Annotated in this window: 11 protein-coding genes; 5 read left to right on the top strand and 6 right to left on the bottom strand. The window is 72.7% G+C overall.

The window, feature by feature from the left end:
* Nucleotides 1–134: 134 nt before the first annotated feature.
* Nucleotides 135–647 (bottom strand): DinB family protein, encoded by a 513-nt coding sequence (locus tag POF43_RS22155; protein WP_271314527.1) that lies wholly within the window; start codon nucleotides 645–647, stop codon nucleotides 135–137.
* A gap of 220 nt (nucleotides 648–867) precedes the next feature.
* Here POF43_RS22155 and POF43_RS22160 point away from each other — a divergent pair, with 220 nt between their 5' ends.
* The gene (locus tag POF43_RS22160) at nucleotides 868–1425 is read left to right on the top strand and encodes a GNAT family N-acetyltransferase (protein ID WP_271314526.1); all 558 of its coding nucleotides are present in this window, start codon (nucleotides 868–870) and stop codon (nucleotides 1423–1425) included.
* Between the two features lie 269 nt (nucleotides 1426–1694).
* Here POF43_RS22160 and POF43_RS22165 read toward each other — a convergent pair whose 3' ends face one another.
* Complete coding sequence (locus tag POF43_RS22165; protein WP_271324082.1) at nucleotides 1695–2855, bottom strand: helix-turn-helix transcriptional regulator; 1161 nt, start codon at nucleotides 2853–2855, stop codon at nucleotides 1695–1697.
* Between the two features lie 63 nt (nucleotides 2856–2918).
* On the opposite strand from POF43_RS22165, the gene POF43_RS22170 reads away from it, so the two are divergent.
* On the top strand, nucleotides 2919–3653 hold the full coding sequence (locus tag POF43_RS22170; protein ID WP_271314524.1) for an alpha/beta fold hydrolase: 735 nt from the start codon (nucleotides 2919–2921) through the stop codon (nucleotides 3651–3653).
* A gap of 183 nt (nucleotides 3654–3836) precedes the next feature.
* Complete coding sequence (locus POF43_RS22175; RefSeq protein ID WP_271314523.1) at nucleotides 3837–4589, top strand: SDR family NAD(P)-dependent oxidoreductase; 753 nt, start codon at nucleotides 3837–3839, stop codon at nucleotides 4587–4589.
* Nucleotides 4590–4666: 77 nt separating this feature from the next.
* On the opposite strand, the gene POF43_RS22180 is transcribed toward POF43_RS22175, so the two are convergent.
* Complete coding sequence (locus tag POF43_RS22180) at nucleotides 4667–5044, bottom strand: MerR family transcriptional regulator (RefSeq protein ID WP_271324083.1); 378 nt, start codon at nucleotides 5042–5044, stop codon at nucleotides 4667–4669.
* A 116-nt stretch (nucleotides 5045–5160) separates the two neighbouring features.
* On the opposite strand from POF43_RS22180, the gene POF43_RS22185 reads away from it, so the two are divergent.
* Nucleotides 5161–6234 carry an alkene reductase gene (locus tag POF43_RS22185; RefSeq protein WP_271314521.1) on the top strand — a complete coding sequence of 358 codons (1074 nt, stop codon included), beginning with the start codon at nucleotides 5161–5163 and terminating at the stop codon, nucleotides 6232–6234.
* A 659-nt stretch (nucleotides 6235–6893) separates the two neighbouring features.
* Nucleotides 6894–7385: an IS5 family transposase gene (locus POF43_RS22190; RefSeq protein ID WP_372516105.1), complete on the top strand. Its 492-nt coding sequence runs from the start codon at nucleotides 6894–6896 to the stop codon at nucleotides 7383–7385.
* 93 nt (nucleotides 7386–7478) lie between these two features.
* Here the strand turns inward: POF43_RS22190 and POF43_RS22195 are convergent, their stop codons facing one another.
* The 3 genes from POF43_RS22195 to POF43_RS22205 all read right to left on the bottom strand — a co-directional run bounded on the left by POF43_RS22195 (nucleotide 7479) and on the right by POF43_RS22205 (nucleotide 12482).
* Complete coding sequence (locus POF43_RS22195; protein ID WP_308217756.1) at nucleotides 7479–8786, bottom strand: ISL3 family transposase; 1308 nt, start codon at nucleotides 8784–8786, stop codon at nucleotides 7479–7481.
* Between the two features lie 248 nt (nucleotides 8787–9034).
* On the bottom strand, nucleotides 9035–12124 hold the full coding sequence (locus POF43_RS22200) for a tetratricopeptide repeat protein (RefSeq protein WP_282704709.1): 3090 nt from the start codon (nucleotides 12122–12124) through the stop codon (nucleotides 9035–9037).
* Between the two features lie 16 nt (nucleotides 12125–12140).
* Nucleotides 12141–12482, bottom strand: a complete 342-nt coding sequence (locus POF43_RS22205; protein ID WP_271316821.1) for a hypothetical protein — start codon at nucleotides 12480–12482, stop codon at nucleotides 12141–12143.
* Between the last annotated feature and the right edge of the window lie 110 nt (nucleotides 12483–12592).

Genomic DNA, 12592 nt, shown 5'->3' on the forward strand with positions numbered 1-12592 from the left:
AAGCCTCAACACCCCGCAGCCGCGGAATCATCGGGCTCCATGATCCGCAACTGCGGGACGTCGATCAGGTCCGGTCAGGACGACGGCTGGCTCCTTGCGCGGCTGGGGCGGCGGGAGCGGACGGAGGGGACGCCTCAGACGCCGGTGCTGCCGTCGATGCGCTCGCGGAGGAGGTCGGCGTGTCCGGCGTGCCGGGCGTACTCGGCGATCATGTGGGTGTAGATCCACCGCAGGTTCACCTCGCCGCCCATGAACGGCACGGTGTCGTCGAGCGATCGGGCGGCGCAGTTGGCGCGCGACCGGGCGATCTCGTCCTGCCAGGTGGCCCGTGCCGCGTCGAGGGAGACGTCGCCGGAGAGCTCGAATCCCTCGTCGCGGCCGTTCGGATCGGCCTGCGGGGTGTAGATGGGCGGGGCGTGCTCGCCGGTCAACACGCGGCGGAACCAGTTGCGTTCGACCTCGGCCAGGTGCTGGACGAGCCCCAGCAGTGTCAGCGGCGAGGGAGGTACGCGGGCGTCGCGCGACTGCGGATCGGTGAGGTTGTCGCACTTCATGGCCAAGGTGGCCCGGTAGAAGTCGAGCCAGCTCTCCAGGTTCGTGCGCTCGTCGGCGTTCAGGGGCGGCATCGGCCGTTCAACGGAGGTCATGGTCCCCGATCGTGCCAGCGGGGTCCGACATCGCGGGTCCGGCGCGGGGGCCGAGGCGCGGGTACGGGCACGTTGGCGGCGGTCCCGGGCGTCACCGTGCGCGCACGTCCCCGCTTCGCTCCCCGGCCCGGCACCGCACGCCTGAGCCCGCGTCGCCGCCCGCGTCGCGTGGGTCTCCCACACCCTGGACGTCGTGGCTCGCGGCGTGATCCGATGGGGGATGACATCGTTCTGGACAGGCGAGCGCGTACGCCTGCGCGGTATCGAGCCCGACGACTGGACCGCGTTCATGCGCTTCGCCCGGGACGAGGAGCAGTTGGGAGACCTGCTGCACCCGCCGCGTTCCGCCGAGGGGTACCGCGCCTGGGCGAAGGAGCAGGCCGCGGCGCCGAACGACAGTGACTGCTTCCAGCTGGTGATCGAGGCCGTCGACACGGGCGAAGCGGTCGGCGCGGTCGGCTCGCAGCGCGCCGACCCGGTGGGCGGCTGGTTCGAGCACGGCGTCACGATCAGCGCCGAGCATCGCCGCAAGGGGTACGCGGCGGAAGCGGTGACGCTGCTGCTGCGCTTCATGTTCGCCGAGCGGCGCTACCGCCGGTGCGAGGCACGGATCCTGGCCCACAACGAGCCGTCGCTGGCCTTCCACCGCCGGCTCGGATTCGTCGAGGAGGGCCGCCTGCGCGATCGGGTGTTCCTCGACGGCCGGCACGAGGATCTCGTCGTGATGGGCCTGCTCATCGACGAGTTCGCGCCACCGCACGCGCCGGGCGAACGGTGACGGTCACCCGGGGCGGGGTCCGGAGCCGGTTTCGTTGACGGTGGTCCGGCTCCGGGTTCCTTGACGGCCGCCCGGGTCCGGGTACGGGCTCGGTGACGGTCGTCGGGCTTCGTTGAGGGTCCTCCGGGGCGGGTGACGGACACGGTGGCGGTCGTCCGGGCCGGTGCCGAACCCGCCGCGAACAGGCCCGGCGCCGACCCGCCGCGAACAAGGCCGCCGCCTTCGCCGGTCACCGGATCGGCGCGCGGCCTCCGCCCGACGTCCCGCCGTCAGGGCCGGTCCGGAGGCGTGGGCGGTGCCGGCGCCGACCACGGCGGCGGGCCGACGTCGTCCGGGACATCGTCGGCGCCGGCGATCAGGCGGCGGGCCAGCGCGCGCACGTGGTCGCGCAGGGCCTCCGGGTGCTCGATCACGAACGGCCGGTCCAGCCGGGCGAGCAGCGACGGAACCCAGTCCAGCCGCTCGGCCCGCAACCGCACCCGCACCCACGTACCGCCCTCCCGCGCCCCGGCACCGGCCGACGACGACGCACCGCCTGCCTCCGCCTCCGGTGCCGACCCCTCATCGCCTGCCTCCGGGGCCAGGGCCGCACCGGCCGCCTGCGACGACGGGACCGCGCCGGGGGCGTCCGGGAGTTCCTCCACCGTGGCGAGCCCGGCCGGGAGCCGGGCGGTGATCTGCTCGGCCGTGCCCCGGACCCGGAACGACACCTCGTGCGGGTAGGGCAGTTCGGCGAGCCCGGACAGCACCCGGGCGGCGGCGTCGAACCCCGCCGGCACCTCGAACGACCCCGGCAGCACCACCGGGTTCTCGACGCGGTCCAGCCGGAACGTGCGCACCTCGCCGCTCGCCGAGTCCGCCCCGGTCACGTACCAGCGCCCGGAGCGGACGACGATCCCGTACGGGTGCACGGTGCGTTCGCTGCGCCTGCCGTCCCGGGCGGTGTAGCCGACGGCGACCGGCCGGCGGCGGCGCGCGGCCTCCGCCAGCGTCAGCAGCACGCCGGTCTCCCGGGTGGCCGCGGGGCCGGCCGCGGCGGTGAAGTCGACGGTGGCCAGCAGCGCGTCCAGCCGGCGGCCGAGCACCTCGGGCAGCACGCGGCGCATCTTGGCGGCGGCGCTCTCCATCGCCGCGGCGGTCGTCGTCACCAGCCCGGCCCGGCGCCCGGCGACCAGGCCGAGCAGTACCGCCAGCGCCTCGTCGTCGGTGAGCATCAGCGGGGGCATCCGGTAGCCGGGGGCGAGGCGGTAGCCGCCGTACCGGCCGCGCACCGAGCGGACCGGGATGTCGAGGTCGATCAGGTGGGCGACGTAGCGCCGCACGGTGCGCTCGTCCACGTCGAGCCGGCCGGCCAAGTCGGCGACGGTACGGGTGCCGCCGGCCTGGAGGATCTCCAGCAGGGCGAGCACGCGGGCGGTCGGTCGGGTCATACGGAAAAGTGTCCCGCGCATACCGGACCGAAACTGTCCGGTATTGGTCCTAGCGTGCCTGTCATGGCAACTTACGTACTTCTCCCCGGCTTCTGGCTCGGCGCCTGGGCCTGGCGCCCGGTCACGGCCGGGCTGCGCGGCCACGGGCACGACGTCCACCCGCTGAGCCTTACCGGGATGGGCGAACGCGCGCACCTGGCCCGGCCCGACACCGGCCTGGAGACGCACATCACCGACGTGCTCCAGCTGATCCACTACGAGGACCTGCACGACGTGGTGCTGGTCGGGCACAGCTACGCCGGTGCGGTGGTGCTGCCGGGCGTGGCGGACCGGATACCGGAACGGATCGCCCGGTTGGTCTTCGTCGACAGCGGACCGCTGCCGGACGGGATGTCGCACGCGCAGTTCGTCCCGCCGCAGGAGCAGGCCCGCAACGCCGAGCGGGTCCGCACCGCGGGCGACGGCTGGCGGCTGCCGCCCCCGTCGTGGCCGCAGGTCGCCGCGGCGGTCCCCGGGCTGCCCGACGGCACGCTCGACCGGCTGACCCGGCTGTCGGTGCCGCAGCCGTGGGCCACCGCCACCACCCCGGCCCGGCTGACCGGGGCCTGGGAGAAGGTGCCGCGGCTGCACGTGCTGTGCAGCTTCGGGGCCGAGGAGGTCCGGGCCAGGGCCGGCAGCGTTCCCGCCTTCCAGCACATGGCGGCCGAGGGCTGGGCCTACCGGGAACTGCCCGGCTGGCACTGGCCGATGTTCGACCGCCCCGCCGAACTGGCGGCGATCCTGCACGAGGCGGCCTGACGGACGGACCGGCCGGGCCGGCGGGGCTTCACACCCGCGCGTACGACGCCGTGCCCGGACCCGTACGACGCCGTGCCCGCTCCCGGACGACCGACTCCGCGCGGCCGCCCGACCGCCACCGCGCCGGTCCGGTCCGGTCCGCCGCGCGATCCCCCCATCGAATCCAGCACAAGGAGACCTCTCATGACCACGACCGACCTCGCCGGTACGACCGCGCTGGTCACCGGTGCCACCAGCGGTATCGGCCGCGCGGTGGCCCGTTCGCTCGCCGGACGCGGCGCCCACGTGGTGATCACCGGGCGGGACACCGGCCGCGGCGACCAGGTCGTCACCGCGATCCGCGCCTCGGGCGGCAAGGCCGACTTCGTCGCGGGCGACCTCGCCGACGCCGACGCCGTCCGGGAGCTGGCCCGCCGGGCCGTCGAACTCGGCGGCGGCCACGTCGACATCCTCGTCAACAACGCCGGCGTCTTCCCCGTCGGCCCCACGCCCGGGACCACCGACGGCGACTTCGACTCCGTGTACGCGGTCAACGTCCGGGCGCCGTTCCTGCTGGTCGCCGAGCTCGCTCCCGCGATGGCCGCGCGCGGCCGGGGGTGCGTCGTCAACGTGCTGAGCATGGTTGCCCATTTCGGGGTGGCCGGGATGGCGCTGTACGGCTCCAGCAAGGCGGCGCTGACCCTGCTCACCAAGGCGTGGGCCGCCGAGTTCGGCCCCGGCGGCGTGCGGGTCAACGCGGTCAGCCCCGGCCCCACCCGTACCGAGGGCACCGAGCGGTTCGGCGAGCAGGTCGACCGGCTCGCCGCACTCGCCCCCGCGGGCCGGCCGGCGGCACCCGAGGAGATCGCCGCCGCCATCGGCTACCTCGTCAGCGAGGACGCGGCCTTCGTCCACGGCGCCGTCCTCGACGTGGACGGCGGCCGCAACGCGGCGTGAGCGAGGGGCGGGGGCAGGGGGCCGGGGCAGGGGGCGAGGGACGGGTGCGGTCCCGCCGGCCGGCGGGACCGCACCGGTCAGCAGGCGACGGCCGTGCTCAGCCCCTCCCGGTGGGCCCGGGCCGCGTCCATCAGCGTGTCGAGCGTGTCGCGGGTGCGTACGAGGTCGGCGATGTGGGCGGAGAGCCGGTCGCGTTCCTGCGCCATCCGCTCCAGCGCGGCGTCGGAGTTGTCCTCGCTCGGCGTGTCGACGCAGGGCAGCAGTTCGATGATGGTGCGGCTGGACAGGCCGGCGGCGTACAGCCGCTGGATGAACGCGACCCGCTCGACCTCGTCGTCGGTGTAGTGCCGTTGCCCGCTGGGACTGCGGGCGCTGGTGAGCAGCCCCTGCTCCTCGTAGTAACGCACGGAGCGCACGCTGACCCCGGCCCGTGACGCGAGTTGCCCGATCCGCACAAAGTCCTCCCGGCTGTGTGCTGCGTCACAGACCCTTGCCTCTGACATCAGTGTGAGGTTTTAGCGTAGTCGTCGTGCCCGAGTCGCGGGCGCCGCGGACACGAAGGAGTCCTGACGTGACGACCCTCTTCACCGGCTACCGGCTCGGTGACCTGATGCTGCCCAACCGCGTGGTCATGGCACCGATGACCCGCGTCAGGGCCGCCGCCGGCGGTCTGGCGACGCCGTCGATGGCGGCCTACTACGCCCAGCGGGCCACGGCCGGGCTGATCGTCAGCGAGGGCGTGCAGCCGAGCGTGATCGGGCAGTCCAACCCGGGGACGCCGGGCCTGCACACCGACGAACAGGTCGCCGCGTGGCGCCCGGTGACCGCCGCCGTCCACGCCAACGGGGGACGGATCTTCGCCCAGCTCATGCACGGCGGCCGGGTCTCGCACCCCGACACCACCGGGATGCGGCCGGTCGGGCCGTCGGCGGTCGCCGCCGTGGGCGAGGTGTTCACCCCGACCGGACCGCAGCCCGCCCCGGTGCCGCGCGCCCTCGGCACCGCCGAGGTGGCCGAGCACGCCGGTTCCTACGCCCTGGCGGCCCGCCGCGCCGTCGACGCGGGCTTCGACGGCGTGGAGCTGCACGGCGCCAACGGCTACCTGATCTCGCAGTTCCTGTCGTCCAACGCCAACCTGCGCACGGACGGTTACGGCGGTTCGGTCGCGCACCGCATCCGGTTCGCCGTCGAGGCGGCGGCCGCCACCGTGCAGGCCGTCGGCGGGGCCAGGACCGGCATCCGGCTCTCACCGGGCTCGACGTTCTGGGGCGTCGAGGAGAGCGACGTCCCCGAGCTGTACACCGCGCTGCTGACCGAGCTGTCCGGCCTCGGCCTGGCCTACGTGCACCTCGAAGCCACCGCCGGGCAGGAGACGCTGGTCGCCCTGCGCCGGGCGTGGCCGGGCACGCTCATCATGAACCCGGTGCTCCCGATGGGACCGAAGCAGACCGGCCGCGACGACGCCGAGCACTGGCTCGGTCTCGGGGCGGACCTCATCAGTTTCGGCCGCGCCTTCATCGCCAACCCCGACCTCGTCGAGCGGCTGCGCGGCGGACTGCCGATCGCCCCCGTCGACGAGGCCACGTACTACCAGGGCGGCGACGCGGGCTACCTGACCTACGCCGCCCACCAGTACACGGCCTGACGCCCTCCGCGCCGGTTCCGGCCGCCCGCGGTCCGAACCGGCACGGGCGACCGGCCCGGGCGGCACCGCCAGCGGCAACGCAGCAGGGCGGCGACGGGCCAAACGCGACCTCGGTGGCCGGCGCGAGGACGGCTCCGGCCACCCGCGAGGCACCCGGGCTCCCGTGCGCGTCGCGGCCGGGGCCGGGCCGGTACGCGGTGCGGGCCGGACGTTCCGCCGCCCGGCCGTGAACCGGTCACGCCCGTCGGGGTCGCCGGAGCGCTCGTCGTCGGGCAGGACGCGTCAGGTGCTGATCCGGGGGAAACGGCTAGGGCCTGTGTGGAGTTGTGATCTCGTGGGGCGCCGGTCTGGGAGGGTGGAGGTTTTTGGGGTGGAAGGGTGGGGGTGTCTCGATCTCAACTTTCGGATGCCGAGTGGGGGTTCATCTCCCCGTTTCTGCCGGTCGGTGAGTATCGCTGGTCAGCGTGGACTCGACCACGGCGCGGGCCCATCATGATGCCGCCGGGATGATCGTGGAGCCCGAAGCCCGGGATGCGGTGGAGAAGGCTGTTGCGGAATAGGGGGCATTGGCGAAGGACAAGACGGGCAACCGGACCTGCGGCGGGAAGAGCGACGACGTGTGAGGCGTCGGCGCAGGGTCCGGCTCGCCGCCGCCGACGCTGGGGCGTTCCCGCGGTGGACTGACCACCAGGACGTACCTGTCCTGCGGGCCGCAATGTCTGCCGCTCCCGCTGAAGATCACCGCGGGGCAGGTGGGGGACAGCCCGCGGTTCGTCCCCGTCCTGAACGGGATCCGCGTTCCCGGTCCGGTCGGCCGGCCCCGTACCCGGCCCGGCGCAGTCGCCGGCGACAAGGCGTACTCGTCTCGCAAGACGCGTTCCCACCTGCGCGAACGCGGGATTGAAGCGGTCGTTCCCGAGAAGAGGGATCAGGCCGCCCACCGCAAGGAGCGCGGCTCACGCGGCGGACGGCCCGTCACCTTCGACCGGCAGCTGTACAAGCTCCGCAACACTGTCGAACACGCCATCAACAAGATCAAGGACTGGCGCGGCCTCGCCGTCCGCTACGACAAAAAACCTGAAAGCCACCAGGCCGGACTCGAATTATGCGCCGGTCTCCTCTGGATCCGACACCTCGAATCACGACCTTGATCACAACTCCACACAGGCCCTAGCGTGTGGGCGCGTCAGGAATGTTCACGAGAATTGGTTCTGGCTCAAGTTCTGTGATTCCGTGACTGCCAGTCATGCGAGGAGGACGCGCTTCCGTAGAAGCCGGAAGCCAGCGCGACCGAACATCTGCCTCTTGAGCATCTTGATGCGGTTGACGTGTCCTTCGACGAAGCACGAGCTCCAGGGCAGGGTGAGCCCGGCGATGACGGCGTCGCGGTCACAGTCGATGCCGGCGGCGAGGGTGTGGAGGCTGGGCAGGTCGTCCCGCCGGATGGCGTCGAGCCAGTCCGGCAGGCGCTCGCCCTGGCGCTCGGTGAGCATGATCGCGAAGGACCGGACATGGCGGGTGAGGGCGTCGAGTTCGGGGCAGTGCGTGCGGGCGGTCTTGAGCTGGAGCTGCTCGGACTCGGTCAGGGATTCCGGGCGGCGGAGGATCCATCCGGCGACAGCACGGGGCGAAGGCGGACGGGCTGTGACTGGCCGCGGTGAGGTGCGTTTCTGACGCAGGTAGACGCGAACGCGCTGGTAGCTGCCCTTACAGCCGAGCGGCACGATCTCCTCCCACAGTTTCCAGGCGTTGGTGCAGCCCTCGTTCCAGCGGTCGTCGATGTGGGGCTTGTAGTCGTCGAGGATGGAGGGCCTGTTCTGCCACTGACCGGTGAACAGGTCCTCCGGCGTCGCGGCGTCGCCGAGCTGCTTGACGGTGCGGTAGGTCATCCCGAGCTGCCGCTCGACTAAGCGCTGGCTGTGGCCGGCCGCCAGCAGGGCATGGACAGCGGCGTGTCGGGCCCGGGTCCGGTCCGCGAACCGGTGTCCTCGCGGCCAGGGCGAACCGGCAGTGTTCTCGGCCTGGGCGGGCTCAGGATCGGGTTCGGGACCTGTGGGAATCAGAGCGCGGAGGCAGCCGCAGTGCTGGGCGACGCTCCGCTCGGCGGCTTCGCTCAGGTTGTGCCACAGGTCCGCGACTTGGACGGCCTGCGGTGCGCCGACGGTAGCGCCGTCGGCGAAGAACGGTGCACGGTCCCGGCATACGACCTCGACGTTCGGTCGCCGGGAGAGCCACGCGGCCAGGCTCGATGCCTCGCGGTCGGGCAGCAGATCGACGGGACGGCGGGTTTCGACGTCCACGAGGACGGTGCCGTAGTGCCGACCCTTGCGGGTGGCATACTCGTCGACGCCAACCACCCGCGGCGGGGTCACGTCCGGCTCGGGAAGCTCGTCGACCAGGCGCAAGATCGTGCTCCGGCTGACGGAAGTACCGAGGACGGCCGCCAGGCGGGCGCCGGCCCGGCCCGCCAGAGCGAGACCGACCGAGGCCAGTGTGGAGCGCAGCCGCTCGGTGCGCTGGCCATGCCTACGGGTCAGCCCGGCCGCCCCTATGCCTGACCAGCGAAAGCCCCGCCATCAAGTTCGGAACGACAACAGCGCCTAACCGGCCCCATCCACATCCACCCACGCACGCAGAAGGGGCGGAGCCGTCCGAACCGGCTCCGCCCCTTCCCGCATGTGCACCGTACGCGAAGGCGGCCCGGCGGACTGGGGCCAAGGGCATGCGAGCCGCAGCGCAACCGCTCACTGAGGCCTGCCAGCCGCGCCTCCGAGAACTTGCTACTACCCGGCAACGCGGGTCAAGCAGATTCTCCGGCCTCACCACGCCAGGAGGCGAGGTTGTGGCGGGTGGTGAGGGTGTCGGGGTGGTCGGGCCCGAGGACACGCAGGCGGTCAGTGAGGAGTTCGGCGGTGGCGGTGGCGGCGCCAGCCGCATCCCCGGCCTTACCACGCCAGGAGGCGAGGTTACTGCGGGTGGTGAGGGTGCCGGGGTGGTCGGGCCCGAGGACACGCAGGTAGTCGGTGAGGAGTTCGGCGAACGCGGTGGCGGCGCCGACCGCATCCCCGGCCTCACCACGCATGGTGGCGAGGTTGTTGCGGGTGGCGAGGGTGTCGGGGTGGTCGGGCCCGAGGACACGCAGGCAGTCGGTAAGGAGTTCGGCGAACGCGGTGGCAGCGCCGACCGCATCCCCGGCCTCACCACGCCAGTAAGCGAGGTTACTGCGGGTGGCGAGGGTGCCGGAGTGGTCGGGCCCGAGGACACGCAGGCAGTCGGTAAGGAGTTCGGCGAACGCGGTGGCAGCGCCGACCGCATCCCCGGCCTCACCACGCCAGGAGGCGAGGTTACTGCGGGTGGCGAGGGTGCCGGAGTGGTCGGGCCCGAGGACACGCAGGCGGTCGGTGAGAAGTTCGGCGAACGCGGTGGCAGCGCCGACCGCATCCCCGGCCTCACCACGCCTGGTGGCGAGGTTGTTGCGGGTGGTGAGGGTGCCGGGGTGGTCGGGCCCGAGGACACGCAGGTAGTCGGTGAGGAGTTCGGCGAACGCGGTGGCGGCGCCGGCCGCATCCCCGGCCTTACCACGCCAGTAGGCGTGGTTGTTGCGGGTGGTGAGGGTGTGGGGGTGGTCGGGTCCGAGGACGCGCAGGTAGTCGGTGAGGAGTTCGGCGGTGGCGGTGGCGGCGCCGGCTGCATCCCCGGCCTGGCCGCGCAAGCTGGCGAGGTTGTGGCGGGTGGTGAGGGTTTGGGGGTGGTCGGGCCCGAGGACACACAGGCGGTCGGTGAGAAGTTCGGCGAACGCGGTGGCAGCGCCGACCGCATCCCCGGCCTCACCACGCCAGGAGGCGAGGTTGTGGCGGGTGGTGAGGGTTTGGGGGTGGTCGGGCCCGAGGACACGCAGGCGGTCGGTGAGAAGTTCGGCGAACGCGGTGGCAGCGCCGACCGCATCCCCGGCCTCACCACGCCAGTAAGCGAGGTTGTGGCGGGTGGCGAGGGTGTCGGGGTGGTCGGGCCCGAGGACGCGCAGGCGGTCGGTGAGGAGTTCGGCGGTGGCGGTGGCGGCGCCGGCCGCATCCCCGGCCTCACCACGCCAGGAGGCGAGGTTGTGGCGGGTGGTGAGGGTGTCGGGGTGGTCGGGCCCGAGGACACGCAGGCGGTCGGTGAGGAGTTCGGCGAACGCGGTGGCGGCGCCGGCCGCATCCCCGGCCTCACCACGCCAGGAGGCGAGGTTGTGGCGGGTGCCGAGGGTGTCGGGGTGGTCGGGCCCGAGGACGCGGACGAGGTCGGTGTGGAGGGTGTGGAAGTGGTCGCGGGCTGCGGTGACCTGTCCGGCGTTGCCGAGGCTGGTTCCGGTGCGGAAAAGCACGGTGTGGGGGTTGGGTTGCCACAGGGCAGCCCCGCTACAGGTGGCCAGTGCGGTGGTGTTGGTGCGGAGGGTTTGGGCGAGGGTGGTGTCGCGTTCGATGGCGGGCCAGGCGGCGAGGAGGGCGTCAGCAGCGGTGCGGGCGGCGGCATCGTGTTGGTCGGGGGTGAGGGTGTCGCGGGTGGTGCGTTGGATGAGCTGGTGGACACGGACGGTCTTGTGGGGGGCATCTCGGTCGTGGTCGATGAGGCTGAGGCGGTGCAGGGCACTCAGGGCCTGCCGGGCGTCCCGGGCGGAGACGGGAGCCGGGTCCCCGGGCTGCTTCTCGCTGGTGGGGGTGCGGTTCGCGGCGAGGTGGGTGAGAGCAGGGGCGCTGGTCAGGACGTCCTGGGGGATGCCGTTGGGGTCCAGGAGCGCGGTCAGGGCGAGCAGGGGGCGTGCCAGGCCGGCGGGGCGCAGGGTGTCGGCGCGGTCGATGGACAGTGACCATGCGGCGGCCAGGGGCAGGGCCTGGCCGTCGGGCAGGCTGTCGGGGGCGGCGTCGGCGAGGGTGAGGGTGCGGTCGGCCAGCAGTTCCCGGTAGCCGGCCACGCTCTCGCCGGTGTCGATGAGGTAGGCGGCGGCCTGGGCGAGAGCCAGCGGCAGATACCCCAGCTCACCGGCGAGGTCGGCCAGTTCGCCGGCGGATTCCTCGCGGCCGTGGTCGGCCAGGGAATTGGTGAGGTAGGCGAGGGCCTCGGCCTCGGCGAACAGGCCGACTTCGATGTTGCGGCCCATGCCGCAGACGGCGGAGTCGCGGCGGCGGGTGGTGATCAGGGTACGCCCGTGGGGGTTCTCCGGTAGTTGCAGGCCTTGCAGGTCGTTGGAGTCGGCGAGGTCGTCCAGAACAACCAGCCACCGGCACGGCTTCGCGGTGGTCTTGGGGGCGAGCCAGGCCAGGAAGGTACGGGCGGCCTGTTCCGGATCATCCGGGTTGCCACGGCACAGTTCGACGCCGGCCTGGGCGTAGCCGGCCACGATCGCGGAGCGGGTGCTGGCGGTGACCCACACCAGGACGTCCAGGCCGCCACCCGCGCTCTCGTCGTTCCAGGCGGTGAGGGCGTAGTCCGCGGCGAGCTGGGTCTTGCCGACACCGCCCATGCCGGTCAGCAGCTGCGTCAGCACCATGGTGCCGCCGTCCGCCATCGCGCGCAGTCGGACCGTCTCGGCCCGGTGCAGGTAGGAGCGCGCCGGGGGCGGGACGACGCCGACCTGGTGCGGCCAGGCCGCCGGCTCCTGCGGCAGACGCTGATACACGTTCAGCTCGTCGATGTAGCCGCTGTTGGCGATACCGCCGTCGGTGGCCGAGGCATGCCCGGTCTTGTCCACGCTCACCTGGGCGGGTGAAGCATGATCGGCTTCCAGGGCTGGGCCGCGGTAGCCGGTGACCGCTGTGCCGCGGCCAGCGGCTTCGGCGTTGCCGGTGTCCGTCACGGTCACCGAAGGCTCAGGCGTCTCGCCCCGGTCCTTGCCCCACCATTTCCTGGCCATGAGGTGCGTCCCGGTTCTATTCGGAATAGTCGATGCCGGTGTTGGAGCCCTTGCCGCTGGCCTTTCCCGTCCGGTCGGCCCTCGCCGAACCGTCCCCGCGGCCGCCGGGTCGCTTGATGCCGGCGTTGCCGCCGCGGTCGGCCTCACCGGTCCGAGTGGCCTGGTCGACCGGGCCGGCGGAGGCGGGTACCGGCTGCTGGAACAGGGCCCAGATCAAGGCCGCGACACCGACAGCACCCTGAATGGATGCCCCCGTCAGTTCTCCCGCGCCGGGACTGTTCAGCAGCCAGATCAAAGGGGTGGAGACAATCCCCACCCCTCCCAGCACGATGACCATGACCTTCCAGCCCTGCGTCATGCCAACTTCCCCCACATCCCTGACTGGCGATCAGATTTACTGACGATACATCCGCTGTTCCCGCTCCCGGCGTGACGCCGTCCGGAGTGGGAGACGCACCCCGCGCCACC

Origin of the sequence: Streptantibioticus silvisoli, from assembly GCF_027947535.2 — a bacterium.
Classification (GTDB): domain Bacteria; phylum Actinomycetota; class Actinomycetes; order Streptomycetales; family Streptomycetaceae; genus Streptantibioticus_C; species Streptantibioticus_C silvisoli.